Origin of the sequence: Pseudomonas sp. PDM22 (assembly GCF_014851965.1) — a bacterium.
In the GTDB taxonomy this organism is placed as follows: Bacteria; Pseudomonadota; Gammaproteobacteria; order Pseudomonadales; family Pseudomonadaceae; genus Pseudomonas.
Genome location: NZ_JACVAR010000004.1, coordinates 11,457 through 29,169 on the forward strand (window position 1 = coordinate 11,457; position 17,713 = coordinate 29,169).

Here is a 17,713-nt window from a genome sequence, read left to right on the forward strand (position 1 = left end):
CTGGCAAGCCCGTCTATACCAGAGTCGAAGTCGGACACCGTTATGCGCGGCTCTCGATCTGCTGCGGCGGGAAGTGGCAGGTGAAGCTGCTGCCCTTGCCCGGCACGCTGCTGATGTCCAGGGTGCCGCGGTGGCGCAGCAGCACGTGCTTGACGATGGCCAGGCCCAGGCCGGTGCCACCGGTGCTGGCATTGCGGCTGGAATCGACGCGATAGAAACGCTCGGTCAGGCGTGGCAGGTGCTTGGGATCGATGCCGATACCGCTGTCCTGCACGGCGAGGTGCGCGCCTTGCTCGTCGGCCCACCAGCGAATGCGGATTTCGCCTTCCTCGGGGGTGTACTTCACGGCGTTGAACACCAGGTTGGAGAAGGCGCTGCGCAGTTCGGCCTCGCTGCCCTTGAGCTTGACCTTCGAATCCGCCTCCAGGCTGATGCGATGGCTGCGCGCGCCGGACAGCGCCTGGGCGTCGTTGCGGATCGACAGCAGCATCAGGTCCACCGCCACCGGCTTGTTGTCCGCCGGGTAGTCGGTGGCTTCCAGCTTGGCCAGCAGGAGCAGGTCGTTGAGCAGGTTCTGCATGCGCCCGGCCTGCTGCTGCATCTGCTGCAGCGCGCGCGTCCAGCGCGGGTTCACGTCCTCGACGTTATCCAGCAGCGTCTCCAGGTAGCCGGCGATCACCGTCAATGGCGTGCGCAGTTCGTGGGAGACGTTGGCGACGAAGTCCTTGCGCATCTGCTCCAGCTGATGGACGCGGGTCACGTCGCGCACCAGCATCAGGTGCTCGCCGGCGCCATAGAGGGTGATGTGGAACTGCAGGCGCAGGTTGTCGTTGATCGGCGAGGAGAGCTCCAGCGGCTCGCGGTAGTCCTCGCCCTCGAAGTACTCCTTGAAGCGCGGATGGCGCACCAGGTTGGTCACCGGCTGGCCGCCGTCCTGAGGGCTCTTCAGGCCCAGCAGGCGTTCGGCGGACTGGTTCCACCACTCGAGGTTGCCGTCGCGGTCGAGCAGGATCATGCCGTCGCGCAGCGCCGCGGTGGACTCCTGCATGCGGTCGATCACTGCCTGCAGACGCCCGCGGGCGCGCTGGTTGCGCCGCTGCAGGTGGTAGATGCTGTCGAACACCTCGCCCCACAGGCCGTAGCCATCGGGCGGGGCTTCATCGGGCTGGTGGTTCTTCAGCCACTTGTGCAGGCGCAGCAGCTGCCAGGTCGACCAGCCGAGATAGCCCGCCAGCGCCACGGCGATGGCCCAGCCGTACTGGCCGGTGATCAGGCCGAGCAGCGCGCCGGCGGCTACGACTAGCAGCAGGTGGCGTATCAACACGCCACTCCAGTTCTGGGTCACGAAATTCCGTTCCTTGTGCCCGCCAGATGAGAAGCCGGGTCAGCTTTTGGTCGAGAAACGATACCCGGTGCCGCGCACGGTCTGAACCAGATTTTCGTATACCTCGCCCAGGGCCTTGCGCAGACGGCGGATGTGCACGTCGACGGTGCGCTCCTCGACGTAGACGTTGCCGCCCCAGACCTGGTCCAGCAGTTGGCCACGGGTGTAGGCGCGCTCCTGGTGGGTCATGAAGAACTGCAGCAGACGGTATTCGGTGGGGCCCATCTCGGCGGGCTTGCCGTCGATGGTCACGCGGTGGCTGATCGGGTCGAGCATCAGGCCACCGACTTCGATCGGCGTCTCGCTGTCGCCGGCACCAGTGCGGCGCAGCACGGCCTTCAGGCGGGCAACCAGTTCGCGCGGGGAGAAGGGCTTGGTGATGTAGTCATCCGCGCCGACTTCCAGACCCTGGATCTTGTTGTCCTCTTCGCCCTTGGCGGTGAGCATGATGATCGGGATGGCCGAGGTCAGCTCGTCGCGCTTGAGGCGGCGGGCCAGTTCGATGCCGGAGGTGCCCGGGAGCATCCAGTCGAGCAGGATCAGGTCCGGCTTGCGATCGACGATCACCGCGTGAGCCGTCTGGGCGCTGTCGGCCTCCAGACATTCGTAGCCGGCCATCTCCAGGGCCACGGCGATCATTTCCCGGATCGGAGCTTCGTCATCGACGATGAGGATTGTCTTGCCAACCATGCTGAGGCCTCAGAATTTCTGTAATGCGCCGCATTAGATAACGGAAATATTTCATGAATGTGACACCGCGATGGTAGCTGAGCCTCGTGCCAGAGCGCTCGTCTATGCTCATGGGGTCGCCGCGCGCTTACCACGCGGCACAAGCGGAACCCACCGGCCCGGTCGGCGGTGTGCCCGGCAGAGAGCCTGCCGGAGTCTTGCGATGACGGTAGTGAGTGCGTTGTCGACGTCCCCTGGCCGGCCCTGCCTGCATTTCCGCCCGCCTTTGCGCCGGTGCTCGCGCCGTTTCCACCTCACCAGAGGAGAAGTGTTTATGAAACTGCTATTCCCGGCCCTGGCACTGGGCCTGATGCTGCCGGCGATGTCCGCCCTGGCCGCGGCGCCCGGCATGGAGAAGAACGGCATGCTGGTCGATGCCAAGGGCATGACGCTCTACACCTTCGACAAGGACAGTGGCGGCAAGTCGATGTGCAATGGCGGCTGCGCGCAGAACTGGCCGCCCCTGATGGCCTCGGCTGACGCCAAGGCGATGGGCGACTGGACCATGATCAAGCGCGATGACGGCACCGTGCAGTGGGCCTACAAGGGCAAGCCGCTGTACACCTTCGTGCAGGACAAGAAGGCCGGCGACATGGCCGGCGAGGGCAAGATGGGCGTCTGGCACATGGCCAAGCCCTGATGTGATCCGCATTTCCCTGCAGGAGCGGGCCACGCCCGCGATCGCGCGCATGGTGCGCTCCTGCAGGGGCCCCGATCAGCGCAGGGCGAAGTCCAGCACGGTGCCGAGGAAGATCGCCAGCCCCGCCCAGTGGTTGTGCAGGAAGGCCTTGAAGCACTTCATCGGCTCGCGGTCGCGGGTCGAGTGGAACTGCCAGGCGAAGCAGCCCGCCGCCACGGCCAGGCCCAGGTAGTAAGTCAGGTGCATCGCCAGCTTGTTGCCGGCCAGGATCAGCAGCAGGAGCATCAGGCCCTGCAGGCTCAGGTTGATCACCCGGTCGGCGTCGCCGAAGAGGATCGCCGTGGACTTCATGCCCATCTTCAGGTCGTCCTCGCGGTCGGTCATCGCGTAGTAGGTGTCGTACGCGACTGTCCACAGCACGTTGGCGAAGAACAGCAGCCAGGCCACCGCCGGCAGCGTGCCGCTGGCCGCGGTGAAGGCCATCGGGATACCCCAGGAGAACGCCGCGCCCAGCACCACCTGCGGGTAGTAGGTGTAGCGCTTCATGAAGGGGTAGAGCGCCGCCACCGCCGCGCCGCCGAAGGACAGCCAGATGGTCTGCTCATTGGTGCACAGCACCAGCAGGAAACTCAGCCCCAGCAGCGTGAAGAAGGCAATCCAGGCCTCGCGCACGGTGATCTTGCCGGTCGCCAACGGGCGCGCCTTGGTGCGTTCGACGTGGCCGTCGAGCTTGCGGTCGGCGAAGTCGTTGATCACGCAGCCAGCCATGCGCATCAACACGGTGCCGAGGATGAAGATCACCAGGTTCTTCACGCTCGGCACGCCGCCGCTGGCCATCCACAGCGCCCACAGCGTCGGCCAGAGCAGCAGGTAGATGCCGATCGGCTTGTCCATGCGCGTCAGCTGGATGAAGTCCCAGGCGCGGGGATGCAGGCGGGCGAGGGGTTTGATCAGGGCGACGAACATGGCGGCCTCCGGAAAACGATCCGGGAATTATACGGGCTGTTGTTCCACGCGGTGCCACAGCGATGGCAGGAAAACCTCGGCGACCAGCACGCCCAGGCCGTCGCGGCTGAAGCAGGAGCGACGGCCCCACAGGCGCTCGGCGCGCACCTCCGCCGGCAGGCTCGCCGCTGGGTAGCGGCAGACCTCGATGGGGCCGCGCTGGAAGGCGCGGTCGCTGAACAGCAACTCACCCAGGGAGCGCGTGCCGAGCAGGCGCAGGTCGAAGCCCGAGCCTTCCAGCGCCGAGCGCGCGGCGACGCTGCGGGCGAATACCCAGGGTGTGCCGTGGCCTTTCAGGTAGACCTCGCGCACCCAGCCCTGGCTGCCGTCCGGCACACCCAGCGCGGCGCACTCGTCGGTACGCAGGCGATGCCAGCCCTCGGCCAGCGGCTGCACGGCGAAGTTATCGGCGGAGAGAGCCGTCAGCCGGCGCGTCAGCGAGCCTTCGTCGAACAGCCAGTCCACGACCTGGGCGGCGGGAGCGGGATGCAACTGGGCGGAAGTGAGCCAGCGGGGCGGATGGATCAGGGCGGCTTCGGGCACGGCTTGGACTGCGGTTGGCCAGGGACGCGGCAGCTTAACATGGCGCCTTTGCGCGGCCGATTGCGTTGTCCGCAAGAGTGCATTACGCCAGACCCCACCAAAGGTTTGGCCAGCCGCCCGGCGTTTTCCATGGGGCTTGCGCCGCAAGCCCATCGCCAGTACAAAGCCGGACATTGGATGCACCGACGTCCAAGCGACAAGAACATGAGGGTGATAGCTGATGAAGAAGTGGCAGTGCGTGGTTTGTGGCCTGATCTATGACGAGACCAAGGGCTGGCCGGAAGAGGGCATCGCCGCCGGTACCCGCTGGGAAGACGTGCCGGAAGACTGGCTGTGCCCCGATTGCGGCGTCGGCAAGCTGGATTTCGAGATGATCGAGATCGGCTGATCCCGCCCGGATCGATTCCCGCGACGGCGGCCTTCGGGCCGCCGTCTGCGTTTGCGCACCCCGCAAGCCCGCGCCTGACGCGGTAGACTGGAGGCGCGCCGGGTTGACCCTGCTGACGGAGCCCGGCGTCGCGCCCGCCGTTGGCCGGTGCGCGCCGATACGTTAGCTTCACCGGGCAATCGCAGGAGGGCTTGGCTGATGCGCAAATGGCAATGCGTGGTCTGTGGCTTCATCTACGACGAGGCACTGGGCCTGCCGGACGAGGGCATCGCCCCCGGCACGCGCTGGGAGGACATCCCGGCGGACTGGGTGTGCCCGGATTGCGGCGTGGGCAAGATCGATTTCGAGATGATAGAAATCTCCTGAGCCCCTGCCCGAACGAATTCATGCGGCGACTCCACGGTCGCCGCGCCGTCTTTACGAAATGGCGTGTTTTGAGGTGAGAGAGCAATGAGCGACAACGCACCGCTGGTGATCATCGGAACCGGCCTCGCCGGCTACAACCTCGCCCGCGAGTGGCGCAAGCTGGACAGCGAGACGCCGCTGCTGCTGATCACCGCCGACGACGGACGCTCCTACTCCAAGCCGATGCTCTCCACCGGCTTCTCCAAGGACAAGGACGCCGACGGCCTGGCCATGGCCGAGGCGGGCGCCATGGCCGACCAGCTCAAGGCGCGCATCCTCACCCATACCCGTGTCACCGGCATCGATCCGGGCCACCGGCGCATCTGGATCGGCGAGGAAGAGATCCACTACCGCGACCTCGTGCTGGCCTGGGGCGCCGAAACCATTCGAGTGCCGGTCGAGGGCGACGCCCAGGACCTGATCTTCCCGATCAACGACCTGGAAGACTACGCGCGCTTCCGCAGTGCCGCCGCCGGCAAGCGCTGCGTGCTGCTGCTGGGCGCCGGCCTGATCGGCTGCGAGTTCGCCAACGACCTCTCCAGCGGCGGCTACCAGCTCGACGTGGTGGCGCCCTGCGAGCAGGTCATGCCCGGCCTGCTCCATCCGGCCGCCGCCCAGGCGGTGCAGCAGGGGCTGGAAGGCCTCGGCGTGCGCTTCCACCTCGGCCCGGTGCTGAACAGCCTGGTGCGCGCTGGCGACGCCCTGGAAGCGCACCTCTCCGATGGCCAGGTGATCCCCTGCGACCTGGTCGTCTCCGCGGTCGGCCTGCGCCCGCGCATCGACCTGGCCGCCGCCGCCGGCCTGGATATCAATCGCGGCGTGATGGTGAACCGCGAACTGCGCACCTCCCACGCCAACATCTATGCCCTGGGCGACTGCGCCGAGGTCGACGGCCTCAACCTGCTCTATGTGATGCCGCTGATGTCCTGTGCCCGCGCGCTCGCGCAGACCCTGGCCGGCAAACCGACGCCGGTGGCCTACGGCGCCATGCCGGTGACCGTGAAGACGCCGGTGTGCCCGCTGGTGGTATCGCCGCCGCCGCGTGGCAGCGAGGGCGAATGGCGGGTGGAAGGCTCTGGCCCGGACCTCAAGGTGCTTTGCCGGGATACCGCCGGTCGATTGCTCGGCTATGCCCTGACCGGGGCCGCCGTGAGCGAAAAACTCTCCCTGAACAAGGAGTTGCCGGCACTACTGGCGTGACAGGCGTCGCCAATGGCGTTTTTGCCTTGGGAAAGTGCCCGCAAATTGTCAGACGATACTGGCGTACCAGCTTTCGGCGTGCCATTCTCCCCCCGTCTGCCGCAGCCTAGAGCCTGTACGGCAAGCCTGCGGTGCCTTGGGCGCTGTTGGGAAGACAGCACGGACACAACAACAACAAACCGTCAAAGAGGCATTTATGCGTAAACCAGAACTCGCCGCCGCGATCGCCGAGAAGGCCGACCTCACCAAAGAACAAGCCAACAAGGTGCTGAACGCGCTGCTGGATGAAATCACTGGCGCGCTCAACCGCAAGGACAGCGTTACCCTTGTCGGTTTCGGTACCTTCGTTCAGCGCCACCGTGGCGCCCGTACCGGCAAGAACCCGCAAACCGGCCAGCCGGTCAAGATCAAAGCCAGCAATACCGTTGCCTTCAAACCGGGCAAGGCGCTGAAAGACGCCGTCAACTGATCGCGTCTGACCCGGAGCCAGAGCGGCTCCGGGTTGCCTCCTCCAGTTACATAATCCCTCCAAAAGACCGGATGTAGTCCGTTTTCAAACTGGCTACAATGCGCAGACTATTGTCTCGAACGTCGAGGTTTGTGCATGAAATTCCGTCTACTCCTGTGGATGCTCGGTCGCCTGATGGCCAAGGCCAGCCGCGAAAACCCGGCGTTCCAGAAGCAGCTCGAAGGCAAGGACCTGGTGTTCCAGCTCCACACGCTCGACGGCAAGGTCGCTCGCCACTACATCGTCAAGGACCTCAAGGTCAGCGCCCGTCGCGGCACCCATCCGCAGCCGGCCTTCGCGCTGGGCTTCAAGGACGGCGCCTACGGCTTCGCCACCATGACCTCGAAGAACCCGCAGCTGGCCTTCATGCAGGGTATCCAGAACAAGGACATCCAGATCCAGGGCAACCCCGGCCTGGTGATCTGGTTCCAGGGCCTGGTGAAGTACCTCAAGCCGAAGAAGAAAGCCGCGCCGGGCAGCGACAAGAAAGCCGCCTGAGGCGCTTTCGACGAACAGAAAAAAGGCCCTTCGAGGGGCCTTTTTCATGTCTGCATCGCGACGGCTTCAGCGTTGGTACATTCAATGCGCGGGATTGAACTGGCTGGCCAGCTCGCGCAGCACCGCTTCGGCGTCGAGCACCTTGCGCACGGCGTCTTCGGCCTTCTCGCGGGGGATGTCCAGGCGATCCAGCAGGTCCTGTGGAATGTCGGTCTCCGGGCCGCTACCGATGCCGTGGTTGCGCAGCAGGCGGGTCGCCAGACAGACCAGGTTGGCGTAGGCCGAGCAGTCGCCGGCGTAGGACGGGTCGTGCTGGAAGCGCAGCGCGGTGTAGATCTCTTCCGGCATGTCCCAGGTGCGCATCAGCCAGGCGCCGATCTGCTCACGGGTGATGCCCAGCAGGTGCTGCTCGACGAGGTTGTGCTCGACGTGCGGGTTCACCTCCAGATGCCGGCAGATCAGCGAGAAATGCGGCGGGAAGATGTGTGCCAGGACCAGGTAGCCGATGCTGTGCAGCAGGCCGCCGAGGTAGGTCAGGCCGGCTTCCGGGCGCTCGGCGCGCGGTACGGCACGAGTCAGGCCCTCGATCACCGCGGCGGTGTAGATCGCCTGGTGCCAGTAGGGCGTGGCGTGCTGCGGCTGGTCCTTGGGCAGGCTCAGGGTCTTGCCCAGGGCCAGGCCCAGGGCGAGGTTGATCACCAGGTCGAAGCCCAGTACTCGGACGATGGCGTCCTCCACCGAGCGGATCTTGCCGGGCGCGGCGTAGTAGGGCGAGGCCGCCCAGCTGACGACCTGCGCGGCCAGCGCCGGGTCGGTCTCCACCACGCCGGTGATGTCGTCCACGGTGGCGTTGGGGTCGACGCGCAGCTTGATGATCTTTTGTGCGGTTTCCGGCAGCGGCGGAATCTCGATGGTTTCCTCGAGGCGCTGCTGGATGCGGCGGGCGGTGAACGCCTGCACGGCCTGGGTGATTTCCTTGCGGTCGTCGTCCGGGCGGTCGAGGTTCGGCCGGATCGATTCCAGCGTCACGCCGAAGCGCGCCGCGCTGGCTTTCTCCAGCAGGCTGCGGAAGGACGCGGTGGGAATCTCCAGCAACGTGCCGGCTGCGCCGGACTCGATCAGCAGCTGGGGTTCCTGCAGCAGGCGCTCGTCATACAGGCACGGCGAGCTGGTCAGCGGCGGCAGCGCCGGCAGGCGGCCGAGCTGGTGCTTGCCGAGCATGCGCTCCAGGCGATCGGGCTTGACCGCCACCAGCTTGCGGCCGGTGAGTTCGGCCAGGCGGTTCAGGTCCAGCAGCTGGCTTTGCGGGAACAGCACCAGCAGGGTGCCGACGGCATCTTCCAGCAGGCTGGCCTGTACCCGGCGCGAGGCCGCAAGCGTAGTGACATCGCAGACTTCGCGAGACGGTATGCCCAGCTTGGCGAGCAGCTGCAGGATGACCTCGGGGGCCTGCGAGGAGTCGGATGGGGCGCGTGCGGCGTCGCTCATGAATGTGATCCGGTTATCAACGGCTGGGTCGGAGTATAACCACGCAGTCAGCGTGACCGAGCAGTCAACTGACCGATGAAAGTGAAATAGATCACACTTGTCCGTATTGCTGCCCGTGTCTCAGCCAGCGTGCCAGCAACGGGCTGACCGATTGCGGCCAGTGTGCCAGCAGGGCCTGGGCGGCATCGCGCACCGCCGGCAGCAGGTCGGCGTCGCGCATCAGGTCGGCCACCTTGAATTGCAGCAGGCCCGTCTGGCGGGTGCCGAGCATTTCGCCGGGGCCGCGCAGCTCCAGGTCCTTTTCGGCGATGACGAAGCCGTCGCAGGTCTCGCGCATGATCCCCAGGCGCTCGCGGCCGATCTGCGACAGCGGCGGGTGGTAGAGCAGCACGCAGTGGCTCGCCGCGCTGCCCCGGCCGACGCGGCCGCGCAACTGGTGCAACTGAGCCAGGCCCAGGCGCTCGGGGTTCTCGATGATCATCAGGCTGGAGTTGGGCACGTCCACGCCGACCTCGATCACCGTGGTGGCGACCAGCAACTGCAGCATGCCTTCCTTGAAGGCTTCCATGACCACGGCCTTGTCCGCCGGCTTCATGCGCCCGTGGATCAGGCCGACGCGCAGTTCGCCCAGCGCCGAGGAGAGTTCTTCGTAAGTGGTTTCCGCAGCCTGGCAGGTGAGTTCTTCGGATTCCTCGATCAGCGTGCACACCCAATACGCCTGACGGCCTTCGGCGCAGGCGGCGCGCACCCGCTCGATCACTTCGATTCGGCGGCTGTCGGCCACCAGCACGGTGTTTACCGGGGTGCGGCCGGGCGGCAGCTCGTCGAGGATCGAAGTATCGAGGTCGGCGTAGGCGCTCATTGCCAGGGTCCGCGGAATGGGCGTGGCGGTCATGATCAGCTGGTGCGGGCAGAGCCGGCCATCGACGCCTTTCTGGCGCAGGGCGAGGCGCTGCTGCACGCCGAAGCGGTGCTGTTCGTCGATGATCACCAGGGCCAGGCGCTTGAACTTCACTTCGTCCTGGAACAGCGCGTGGGTGCCGACGATCATTGGCGCGCCGCCGGCGATCTGTTCCAGTGCGCTGGCGCGGGCCTTGCCCTTGAGCTTGCCGGCCAGCCAGGCGACTTCGATGCCCAGCGGTTGCAGCCACTTGGTGAAGTTGAGGAAGTGCTGCTCGGCGAGAATCTCGGTCGGCGCCATCAGCGCCACCTGATAGCCGGCTTCCAGCGCCTGCAGGGCGGCGAGGGCGGCGACCACGGTCTTGCCGGCGCCGACGTCGCCCTGCACCAGGCGCAGCATGGGTTCGGGCTGGGCGAGGTCGTAGGCGATCTCCGCGCCGACGCGCTGCTGCGCGCCAGTGGGCTTGAAGCCGAGGTTCTTCAGGTACAGCGCCGGCAGGCGCTTGGCCGGCGGCAGCTGCGGCGCGGCCTGGGAACGCACGCTCTCGCGCAGGCGTTGCAGCGACAGCTGGTGAGTCAGCAGTTCCTCGAAGGCGAGACGGTGCTGGGCCCAGTGGCGGCCTTCGGCGAGTTCTTCCAGGTCGGCGTCCGGCGGTGGCCGGTGCAGGTAGCGGATGGCTTCGTCCAGCGGGCCCAGGCGGTAGTCGCGGGCCAGTTCCGCCGGCAGCCAGTCCGGCAGGCTCGACGGGCCCAGGCGCGCCAGAGTCTGCTCGCTGAGCTGGCGCAGGCGCTGCTGGGTGAGGCCTTCGGTGGTCGGGTAGATCGGCGTCAGCGTCTGCTCCACCGGCGCCGCGGCGGCGTCGGTGAGCGAGCGGTATTCGGGGTGGTAGATCTCCAGCCCCGAAGCGCCGGGGCGAGCCTCACCGTAGCAACGCAGGTGCGTGCCGCGCTTGAGGTTCTCCTTCTGCGCCTGGCTGAAGTGGTAGAAGCGCAGGCTCAGGGTGCCGGTACCGTCCTGCAGGCGCACCAGCAGGCTGCGCCGCTTGCCCATCACCACGTCGGAGCCGGAGACCACGCCTTCGACCACGGCATCCTGCCCCGGACGCAGGGCGCCGATAGGGGTGATGCGGGTGCGGTCCTGGTAGCGCAGCGGCAGGTGGAAGAGGATGTCCTGGAGATTCTCCAGGCCGACCTTCGCCAGCTTCTCTTCCAGCGCGGCGCCCACGCCCTTGAGCGCGGTGACCGGGACGTTCGACAGATCGGTCATGCCGGTTCGGCTTCACCCTTGACGGTCGGCTTGGCGACCGAGCACAGGCGGATCGAGTCGGCCAGCACCTCGATGGCGCGCGGGCGCGGGAAGCTCGCGCGCCAGGCGATGGCGACTGTGCGGAAGGGCACTGGCGCGCTGAACGGGCGCACTTCCAGCACGCCCGGCGCGTAGTGGTGGCTGTCCACGGCGGAGAACGGCAGCACCGACACGCCAAGGCCGGAGGCTACCATGTGGCGGATGGTTTCCAGCGAGCTGGATTCCACCGTGGTGTGCCTGTTTTCGCCGCCCTTGTGGGTGGTCGGGCAGGCTTCGAGCACCTGGTCGCGGAAGCAGTGGCCTTCGCCGAGCAGCAGCAGGCTCTTGTCGTTGAGCAGCTCCGGGTCGATGGTCTTCTTCGCGGTCCATTGGTGGTCCGCCGGCATCAGCACGTAGAAGGGCTCGTCGAACAGCTGCAGGGTCAGCACGTCGGCTTCCTGGAACGGCAGCGCGATGATGATCGCGTCCAGCTCGCCGGTGCGCAGCTTGTCGCGCAGGATGTGGGTGAAGTTTTCCTCGATGTACAGCGGCATCTGCGGGGCGACCCGGTGCAGCTGCGGGATCAGGTGCGGGAACAGGTACGGGCCGATGGTGTAGATCGCACCGACCTTGAGCGGCGAGGTCAGCTGGTTCTTGCCGGCCTGGGCCAGTTCACGGATGCCCTGGGCCTGCTCGAGGACCTTCTGCGCCTGCGCCACGATGCCTTCGCCGACCGGGGTCAGGCGCACTGCACTCTTGCTGCGCTCGAAGATCAGTACGCCGAGCTCGTCTTCCAGCTTCTTCACGCCCACCGACAGGGTCGGCTGGCTGACGTGGCAGCGCTCCGCGGCGCGGCCGAAGTGTTGCTCCTGGGCAAGCGTGACGATGTAGCGCAGTTCGGTAAGGGTCATGGCGACTAAGTCCGTTGAGGTGGCCCAAGCATAGCGGCTGCACCGTCGCGAACCAACCGCGCTAAACTGCCGAGCTTTGATTCGCGGAGCCAAGCATGAGCAAGAGCACCTTCCCCAGCCTGATGATCGTCGGTTGCGGCGATGTCGGCAGCCGCCTGGGACGCCAACTGGCCGCCCGCGACTGGCGCGTCCACGGCCTGCGCCGCAACGTGGCCGCGCTGCCGCTGGAAGTGCTGCCGGTGGCCGGCGACCTGGGCCAGCTCCAATGCCCGGACACCTGGCCGGTGGGCAAGCTGGACTACCTGGTGTTCTGCGCCGCCGCGACCCAGCACGATGAAGCCGGCTATCGCGCCGCCTACGTCGAAGGCCTGCGCAACACCCTGGGCTGGTTGCAGCAGCGTGGACAGCTGCCCAAGCGCCTGCTGTTCGTCTCCAGCAGCGGCGTCTATGCCCAGCGCGATGGCGAATGGATCGACGAGACCTCGCCCGCCGAAGCCCAGAGTTATTCGGGCAGCGTGATGCTCGAGGCCGAGCAGGTGGCGCTGCAGAGCGGCATACCCGCCAGTGTCGTGCGTCTCACCGGTATCTACGGCCCCGGCCGCGAGTGGCTGCTCAAGCAGGTGCGCGAGGGCTACCGCGTCGCCAGCGAGCCGCCGCTGTATGCCAACCGTATCCACGCCGAGGACGCCGCCGGCCTGCTCGCCGCGCTGCTGGAAGCCGACCGCAGCGGTGTCGCGCTGGAAAACTGCTACATCGGCGTCGACAACGACCCGGCGGCGCTGCACGACGTAGTCGGCTGGCTGCGCGCGCATCTGGGCGTCACCCACTGGGCCGACGAGCAGACCGTGCGCCGCGCCGGCAGCAAGCGCTGCAGCAACGCCCGCGCCCGCGCGCTGGGCTGGGAGCCGCGCTACCCGAGCTTCCGCGAAGGCTACGCGGCGATCCTCGCCGGCAAGCAGGACTAAAAGGGGCTGATGGACGCCAATCGACTGCTGGCGCGCCCCTGGTTACCGGGGGTGGAGTTGTTCCATGCGGACTTCTCCGGCCAGCCGTTCGGGCGGCACAGTCACGATGCCTTTGCCATCGGCGCCATCCTGCACGGCGCTGGTGGTTATCAGTGCCGCGGCGCGCACCACGTGCTGCCGGCCGGCACCCTGTCGCTGATGAACCCGGAGGAGCCGCACACTGGCAATGCCGAGTCCGAGCGGCTGGTCTATCGCATGCTCTACATCGAAGAATCGCGCCTGCTCCCGCTGCTGGGCCGCAAGCAGTTGCCGCGTGGCTTCCAGGCGCTCAATCCGCACGATGACGGGCAGGTGGCGGAGGCGCTGCGGCGCGTCGCCACGGAGTTCGAGCGCAACGACGCGCTGGCGCTGGAGAGCGAACTGCTGGCGCTGCTGGAGTTGGTGTTCGTTCGCCACGGCGGCATGCGCCCGACTGCCTCGGCGTCGCGTGACGGCAGCGTCACTACCAAGCTGCGCGACTACCTGGAAGCGCATTACCGCGAGGCGGTCAGCCTCGAAGCGCTGGCTGAGCTGCTGCAGCGCCATCCGCGCCACCTGATCGAAGCCTTCCGCAACGCTTACGGCGTGCCGCCGCACACCTACCTGCTACAGCGGCGCATCCGCGAGGCCAAGCGCCTGCTGGTGGCCGGCGAGAAGCCGCTGGAGGTCGCGCTGACCCTGGGGTTCTACGACCAGGCGCACTTCTCTGGCACCTTCCGCCGCTTCACCGGCGTTACGCCCGGTCGCTTCCTGCGCGCCACGCGCACCTGACTTTCTTCCAAGACCGGCAAACCCCGGCGCTTCCAGACTGCGCGACGCCGCTATCCGGGAGATCACCATGTTCGCCGCCTTCGCGCTGGTCGCCAGCACCCACTTCGCCGCCCTGCTGTCACCGGGGCCGGACTTCTTCCTGCTGATCCGCGCCGCGCTGCTGCGCGGTCGTCGCCATGCCGATGGCTGCGCGGCGGGCATCGCCCTGGCCAATCTGGCGAGCATGCTGCTGGTGCTGTTCGTTCTCGGTCTGTTGCCGGAAGTGGCCAGCCACGGGCTGCGGGTGGTGCAGTTGCTGGGTGGCGTCTACTTCGTCTGGCTCGGCGCGCAGGCGTTGAGGGCGCGGCGCGAGCTGGAGATTCCCACTGATCTGGGGCTGCAGCGCAGCGGAGGATTCCTGCGCGGGATGCGCGAGGGCCTGCTTGCCAGCAGCCTGAACCCCAAGCTGCCGATCTTCTACACCGGGCTGTTCGGCGTGCTCGGGCAGTTCCACCTGCCGGGCTGGGCACTGGGAGTCTGCGTGCTGTGGATGGGCGCGGTGGTGCTGCTATGGGACATGGCGCTGGTGCGCCTGCTGGATCGCCCGCGCTGGCGCGGCTGGCTGAAGCGCCGGGTCACGGCGCTGGACCGCCTTTGCGGCGGCCTGTTGCTGGCGCTGGGTGGCTGGCTGCTATGGAGCGGGCTGCGCTGACGGCTGTCATTCGCGCCCGCCCGCTCGTGCGGATCAGTCGCGCTCCAGGGTCCAGACCTTGTTGCCGGGCGCGTACTGCGGCATCTCGTCGGACTGGGCGCGGTTCACCGCTTCGAACAGCTCCAGCTTGTCGCCGTCGCGCTCGAAGAGGAATTCGCGGCCCTGCTGGCCCTGTTGCAGCCAGATGCTGTCGTTGTCGCCGCTCATGGCCGCGCAGTCGCCGGCCAGGCACAGCGCGTAGCGATCGAAGCCGGGCATGCCTTCGAGGCTGCCATTGGCGGCGAACTTGACCTTGCTGCCCTTGCCTTCGCCTTCCTCGATGATCCAGGTGCCGTTCAGGTAGGCGGCGTAGAGGGCGTTCTCGAAGGTGCTGCCGGCGGGGCTCTGCGCGGCGGGCTGCTCCTTGGGACGCAGGAAGCGCTGCTCGGGCCAGTTGTCGCTGCCCACCTGCACCAGCTCCTTGCCGTCCAGCTCCAGGGATTCCTGGTTGCTGCCGTAGAAGTCGACGCGGTAGTGCTTGGGATCTTCGGCGCTCAGCTGGCCTTCGCCGAGCTCGAAGCCGTTGCTGAAGGTCGCCTGGCTGGCCTTGGTGTCCAGCTTCCATTCCAGGTTCGGGCCGTAGGCCAGCAGCGCCTCGCGCAGCTTGCCACCCTTGCCGGCGGCATCGATGGCGGCCTGGTTGACCCAGACGCCGGAAGGGTCGGACGGGGTGCCGGCGCAGCCGGTGAGCAGGCCGATCAGGGCGCTCAGGATCAGGGCGCGACGCATGTTTGCTCCTTGCAGACAAAGGAACGGGGCCGCTGGGGCCCCGTAGGTGTTTCGCAGTGCTTATTCCAGGACGACGATGGCGTCCATCTCGACCTGGGCGCCCTTGGGCAGGGCGGCAACGCCGATGGCGGCGCGGGCCGGGTAGGGCTGGACGAAGTACTTGCCCATGATCTCGTTGACCTTGGCGAAGTGCGACAGGTCGGTGAGGAAGATGTTCAGCTTGGCGACGTCGTGCAGGTAGCCACCGGAAGCTTCGATGACGGCTTTCAGGTTCTCGAACACCTGGACGGTCTGCTCTTCGAAGCCCTCGACCAGTTCCATGGTTTTCGGGTCCAGCGGGATCTGGCCGGAGACATAGACGGTGTTGCCAGCCTTGATCGCCTGGGAGTAGGTGCCGATGGCGGCCGGGGCTTTGTCGGTGTGGATAACGGTCTTGGTCATGTCGACTCCTAACGGGGTGGGATCAGCTGCGCATGCGGGTGATGCGGATCACGCCCTTGAGCGCGCGCAGCTTCTTGATGACGCGGGCCAGGTGCACACGGTCATGCACGCTGACGACGAGCTGGACCACGCTGATGCGACCGTCGCGCTCGTCCATGCTGATCTTCTCGATGTTGCCGTCGGCGGCGTTGACGCTGGTCGCCAGCAGGGCGATCAGGCCGCGCTGGTGTTCCAGCTCGACGCGCAGTTCGACGTTGAATTCGCCGGTGACATCCTTGGCCCAGCTGAGCTGGATGCACTTTTCCGGATTGTGGCGGATTTCGCTGATGTTCCGGCAGTTCTCCAGGTGCACGACCATGCCCTTGCCGGCCGACAGGTGGCCGACGATCGGGTCGCCGGGGATCGGCGTGCAGCACTTGGCGTAGCTGAGCACCAGGCCTTCGGTACCGCGGATCGCCAGCGGCCCTTCGGCGCTGGGAGCCTGCTCGCCTTCGCTGGACAGCAGGCGGCGCGCGACCACGTAGGCCATGCGGTTGCCCAGGCCGATCTCTTCGAGCAGGTCCTCGAAGACTTCCATGCGGTATTCGTTGAGCACGCCCTGGATGCGTTCCTGAGGGATCTTCTCCAGGTGGCTGTCGAAGCCGGCCAGCGTCTTGTTCAGCAGGCGCTCGCCGAGGTTGATCGACTCGGAGCGGCGCTGCAGCTTGAGCGCGTGGCGGATGTGCGTGCGCGCCTTGCCGGTGACCACGAAGTTGAGCCAGGCCGGGTTCGGCCGGGTACCCGGTGCGGTGACGATTTCCACCGTCGCGCCGCTCTGCAGCGGTTCGGACAGCGGCGCCAGGCGGCGGTTGATGCGGCAGGCGATGCAGCTGTTGCCGACGTCGGTGTGCACCGCGTAGGCGAAGTCGACGGCCGTGGAGCCCTTGGGCAGCTCCATGATGCGGCCCTTGGGCGTGAAGACGTAGACCTCGTCCGGGAACAGGTCGATCTTCACGTTCTCGATGAATTCCAGCGAGTTGCCGGCGCGCTGCTGCAGTTCGAGGATGCCCTTCACCCACTGGCGGGCGCGGGCATGGGTGCCTTTCTGCGCTTCCTCTTCGCTGGACTTGTACAGCCAGTGCGCGGCGATGCCGTGGTTGGCCATCTCTTCCATCTCACGGGTGCGGATCTGGATCTCGATGGGCACGCCGTGCATGCCGAACAGCGTGGTGTGCAACGACTGGTAGCCGTTGGCCTTGGGAATCGCGATGTAGTCCTTGAAGCGACCGGGGAACGGCTTGTACAGGTTGTGCACGGCGCCGAGCACGCGGTAGCAGGTGTCGACCTTGTCGACCACGATGCGGAAGGCGTAGACGTCCATGATCTCGTTGAACGCCTTGCGCTTGCCGCGCATCTTCTTGTAGATGCTGAACAGGTGCTTCTCGCGGCCCAGGACCTGGCCTTCCATGCTTTCGCGGGCGAGGCAGTTGACCAGCGATTCCTGGATCTTGCCGACGATCTCGCGGCGGTTGCCACGGGCCTTCTTCACCGCCTGGCGGATGCGCTCGGAGCGCATCGGGTGCATGGCCTTGAAGCCCAGGTCCTCGAATTCCACGCGCATGCTGTGCATGCCCAGCCGGTTGGCGATGGGGGCGTAGATTTCCAGGGTTTCCTTGGCGATGCGCCGGCGCTTCTCGCCGGACAGCACTTCCAGGGTGCGCATGTTGTGCAGGCGGTCGGCCAGCTTCACCAGGATCACGCGGATGTCGCGCGCCATGGCCATGGCCATCTTCTGGAAGTTCTCGGCCTGCGCCTCGGCCTTGGACTCGAAGTTCATCTGGGTCAGCTTGCTGACCCCGTCCACGAGTTCCGAGACGGTTTCGCCGAACTGCGCGGTGAGCGCTTCCTTGGCGATGCCGGTGTCCTCGATCACGTCGTGCAGCATGGCCGCCATCAGGCTCTGATGGTCCATGTGCATGTCGGCGAGGATATTGGCGACGGCGAGCGGATGGGTGACGTAAGCCTCGCCGCTGCGGCGGCGCTGCCCGTCGTGGGCCTGCTCGGCGTAGTAGTAGGCGCGGCGGACCAGGTTGACCTGGTCCGGGCCCAGATAGCTCGACAGACGATCGGCGAAGGCATCTATGCTCGGCATGGGTTCACCCCCTGCCGAGCGGT

At 66.7% G+C, this 17,713-nt stretch carries 19 protein-coding genes; 9 read left to right on the top strand and 10 right to left on the bottom strand.

Features of this window, described 5'->3' with window-relative positions; translation table 11 throughout:
• Positions 1 to 40: 40 nt before the first annotated feature.
• Both phoR and phoB read right to left on the bottom strand, forming a co-directional pair.
• Positions 41 to 1,345, bottom strand: coding sequence for a phosphate regulon sensor histidine kinase PhoR (gene phoR / locus IB255_RS15035; RefSeq protein WP_081515138.1), 1,305 nt, complete (start codon positions 1,343 to 1,345; stop codon positions 41 to 43).
• A gap of 39 nt (positions 1,346 to 1,384) precedes the next feature.
• Complete coding sequence (gene phoB, locus IB255_RS15040; RefSeq protein WP_054910046.1) at positions 1,385 to 2,074, bottom strand: phosphate regulon transcriptional regulator PhoB; 690 nt, start codon at positions 2,072 to 2,074, stop codon at positions 1,385 to 1,387.
• 313 nt (positions 2,075 to 2,387) lie between these two features.
• Here phoB and IB255_RS15045 point away from each other — a divergent pair, with 313 nt between their 5' ends.
• The gene (locus IB255_RS15045) at positions 2,388 to 2,753 is read left to right on the top strand and encodes a hypothetical protein (RefSeq protein ID WP_081515139.1); all 366 of its coding nucleotides are present in this window, start codon (positions 2,388 to 2,390) and stop codon (positions 2,751 to 2,753) included.
• Between the two features lie 75 nt (positions 2,754 to 2,828).
• On the opposite strand, the gene ubiA is transcribed toward IB255_RS15045, so the two are convergent.
• Complete coding sequence (gene ubiA / locus IB255_RS15050; protein WP_081515140.1) at positions 2,829 to 3,719, bottom strand: 4-hydroxybenzoate octaprenyltransferase; 891 nt, start codon at positions 3,717 to 3,719, stop codon at positions 2,829 to 2,831.
• A gap of 27 nt (positions 3,720 to 3,746) precedes the next feature.
• Positions 3,747 to 4,286 (bottom strand): chorismate lyase, encoded by a 540-nt coding sequence (locus tag IB255_RS15055; protein WP_167523300.1) that lies wholly within the window; start codon positions 4,284 to 4,286, stop codon positions 3,747 to 3,749.
• Positions 4,287 to 4,521: 235 nt separating this feature from the next.
• Between IB255_RS15055 and IB255_RS15060 the strand changes: the two genes are divergently transcribed.
• From IB255_RS15060 to IB255_RS15080, 5 genes are all read left to right on the top strand, one after another.
• Positions 4,522 to 4,689, top strand: a complete 168-nt coding sequence (locus IB255_RS15060) for a rubredoxin (RefSeq protein WP_015479573.1) — start codon at positions 4,522 to 4,524, stop codon at positions 4,687 to 4,689.
• 198 nt (positions 4,690 to 4,887) lie between these two features.
• Complete coding sequence (locus tag IB255_RS15065; protein ID WP_017520693.1) at positions 4,888 to 5,055, top strand: rubredoxin; 168 nt, start codon at positions 4,888 to 4,890, stop codon at positions 5,053 to 5,055.
• Between the two features lie 84 nt (positions 5,056 to 5,139).
• Positions 5,140 to 6,294 (top strand): NAD(P)/FAD-dependent oxidoreductase, encoded by a 1,155-nt coding sequence (locus tag IB255_RS15070; RefSeq protein WP_192210536.1) that lies wholly within the window; start codon positions 5,140 to 5,142, stop codon positions 6,292 to 6,294.
• Between the two features lie 196 nt (positions 6,295 to 6,490).
• Positions 6,491 to 6,763, top strand: a complete 273-nt coding sequence (locus IB255_RS15075) for an HU family DNA-binding protein (protein ID WP_017520695.1) — start codon at positions 6,491 to 6,493, stop codon at positions 6,761 to 6,763.
• A gap of 135 nt (positions 6,764 to 6,898) precedes the next feature.
• The gene (locus IB255_RS15080) at positions 6,899 to 7,300 is read left to right on the top strand and encodes a helicase (protein ID WP_081515143.1); all 402 of its coding nucleotides are present in this window, start codon (positions 6,899 to 6,901) and stop codon (positions 7,298 to 7,300) included.
• Positions 7,301 to 7,381: 81 nt separating this feature from the next.
• On the opposite strand, the gene IB255_RS15085 is transcribed toward IB255_RS15080, so the two are convergent.
• The 3 genes from IB255_RS15085 to IB255_RS15095 form a co-directional block, all read right to left on the bottom strand.
• A complete protein-coding gene (locus IB255_RS15085) occupies positions 7,382 to 8,788 on the bottom strand; it encodes an aminoacyl-tRNA deacylase and HDOD domain-containing protein (RefSeq protein WP_151188734.1) in 1,407 nt (468 codons plus the stop codon).
• A gap of 91 nt (positions 8,789 to 8,879) precedes the next feature.
• On the bottom strand, positions 8,880 to 10,955 hold the full coding sequence (recG, locus tag IB255_RS15090; protein ID WP_151188733.1) for an ATP-dependent DNA helicase RecG: 2,076 nt from the start codon (positions 10,953 to 10,955) through the stop codon (positions 8,880 to 8,882).
• Positions 10,952 to 11,884 carry a hydrogen peroxide-inducible genes activator gene (locus IB255_RS15095; RefSeq protein ID WP_081515145.1) on the bottom strand — a complete coding sequence of 311 codons (933 nt, stop codon included), beginning with the start codon at positions 11,882 to 11,884 and terminating at the stop codon, positions 10,952 to 10,954. Before IB255_RS15095 ends, recG begins: the two co-directional genes overlap by 4 nt.
• Positions 11,885 to 11,979: 95 nt before the next feature.
• Here IB255_RS15095 and IB255_RS15100 point away from each other — a divergent pair, with 95 nt between their 5' ends.
• The 3 genes from IB255_RS15100 (at position 11,980) to IB255_RS15110 (ending at position 14,350) form a co-directional block, all read left to right on the top strand.
• Positions 11,980 to 12,849 (top strand): NAD-dependent epimerase/dehydratase family protein, encoded by an 870-nt coding sequence (locus tag IB255_RS15100; RefSeq protein ID WP_192210537.1) that lies wholly within the window; start codon positions 11,980 to 11,982, stop codon positions 12,847 to 12,849.
• Between the two features lie 9 nt (positions 12,850 to 12,858).
• On the top strand, positions 12,859 to 13,659 hold the full coding sequence (locus tag IB255_RS15105) for a helix-turn-helix transcriptional regulator (RefSeq protein ID WP_151188731.1): 801 nt from the start codon (positions 12,859 to 12,861) through the stop codon (positions 13,657 to 13,659).
• A 67-nt stretch (positions 13,660 to 13,726) separates the two neighbouring features.
• Positions 13,727 to 14,350: a LysE family translocator gene (locus IB255_RS15110; RefSeq protein ID WP_151188730.1), complete on the top strand. Its 624-nt coding sequence runs from the start codon at positions 13,727 to 13,729 to the stop codon at positions 14,348 to 14,350.
• Positions 14,351 to 14,383: 33 nt separating this feature from the next.
• Here the strand turns inward: IB255_RS15110 and IB255_RS15115 are convergent, their stop codons facing one another.
• Genes IB255_RS15115 through spoT form a run of 3 tightly spaced genes read right to left on the bottom strand, consistent with a single transcriptional unit; the run spans position 14,384 to position 17,690 of the window.
• Entirely contained in the window at positions 14,384 to 15,118 is a 735-nt protein-coding gene (locus IB255_RS15115) for a hypothetical protein (RefSeq protein ID WP_081515149.1), read from the bottom strand.
• Positions 15,119 to 15,178: 60 nt separating this feature from the next.
• Complete coding sequence (locus IB255_RS15120; RefSeq protein ID WP_017520704.1) at positions 15,179 to 15,559, bottom strand: RidA family protein; 381 nt, start codon at positions 15,557 to 15,559, stop codon at positions 15,179 to 15,181.
• A gap of 22 nt (positions 15,560 to 15,581) precedes the next feature.
• The gene (spoT, locus tag IB255_RS15125; protein WP_151188729.1) at positions 15,582 to 17,690 is read right to left on the bottom strand and encodes a bifunctional GTP diphosphokinase/guanosine-3',5'-bis pyrophosphate 3'-pyrophosphohydrolase; all 2,109 of its coding nucleotides are present in this window, start codon (positions 17,688 to 17,690) and stop codon (positions 15,582 to 15,584) included.
• Positions 17,691 to 17,713: the final 23 nt, after the last annotated feature.

Excerpts from the sequence above, each read along its gene's own strand:
- phoB (WP_054910046.1), bottom strand. The coding sequence starts at position 2,074 with ATGGTTGGCAAGACAATCCTCATCGTCGATGACGAAGCTCCGATCCGG.
- IB255_RS15045 (WP_081515139.1), top strand. The coding sequence starts at position 2,388 with ATGAAACTGCTATTCCCGGCCCTGGCACTGGGCCTGATGCTGCCGGCG.
- ubiA (WP_081515140.1), bottom strand. The coding sequence starts at position 3,719 with ATGTTCGTCGCCCTGATCAAACCCCTCGCCCGCCTGCATCCCCGCGCC.
- IB255_RS15060 (WP_015479573.1), top strand. The coding sequence starts at position 4,522 with ATGAAGAAGTGGCAGTGCGTGGTTTGTGGCCTGATCTATGACGAGACC.
- IB255_RS15065 (WP_017520693.1), top strand. The coding sequence starts at position 4,888 with ATGCGCAAATGGCAATGCGTGGTCTGTGGCTTCATCTACGACGAGGCA.
- IB255_RS15070 (WP_192210536.1), top strand. The coding sequence starts at position 5,140 with ATGAGCGACAACGCACCGCTGGTGATCATCGGAACCGGCCTCGCCGGC.
- IB255_RS15075 (WP_017520695.1), top strand. The coding sequence starts at position 6,491 with ATGCGTAAACCAGAACTCGCCGCCGCGATCGCCGAGAAGGCCGACCTC.
- IB255_RS15080 (WP_081515143.1), top strand. The coding sequence starts at position 6,899 with ATGAAATTCCGTCTACTCCTGTGGATGCTCGGTCGCCTGATGGCCAAG.
- IB255_RS15085 (WP_151188734.1), bottom strand. The coding sequence starts at position 8,788 with ATGAGCGACGCCGCACGCGCCCCATCCGACTCCTCGCAGGCCCCCGAG.
- recG (WP_151188733.1), bottom strand. The coding sequence starts at position 10,955 with ATGACCGATCTGTCGAACGTCCCGGTCACCGCGCTCAAGGGCGTGGGC.
- IB255_RS15095 (WP_081515145.1), bottom strand. The coding sequence starts at position 11,884 with ATGACCCTTACCGAACTGCGCTACATCGTCACGCTTGCCCAGGAGCAA.
- IB255_RS15100 (WP_192210537.1), top strand. The coding sequence starts at position 11,980 with ATGAGCAAGAGCACCTTCCCCAGCCTGATGATCGTCGGTTGCGGCGAT.
- IB255_RS15105 (WP_151188731.1), top strand. The coding sequence starts at position 12,859 with ATGGACGCCAATCGACTGCTGGCGCGCCCCTGGTTACCGGGGGTGGAG.
- IB255_RS15110 (WP_151188730.1), top strand. The coding sequence starts at position 13,727 with ATGTTCGCCGCCTTCGCGCTGGTCGCCAGCACCCACTTCGCCGCCCTG.
- IB255_RS15115 (WP_081515149.1), bottom strand. The coding sequence starts at position 15,118 with ATGCGTCGCGCCCTGATCCTGAGCGCCCTGATCGGCCTGCTCACCGGC.
- IB255_RS15120 (WP_017520704.1), bottom strand. The coding sequence starts at position 15,559 with ATGACCAAGACCGTTATCCACACCGACAAAGCCCCGGCCGCCATCGGC.
- spoT (WP_151188729.1), bottom strand. The coding sequence starts at position 17,690 with ATGCCGAGCATAGATGCCTTCGCCGATCGTCTGTCGAGCTATCTGGGC.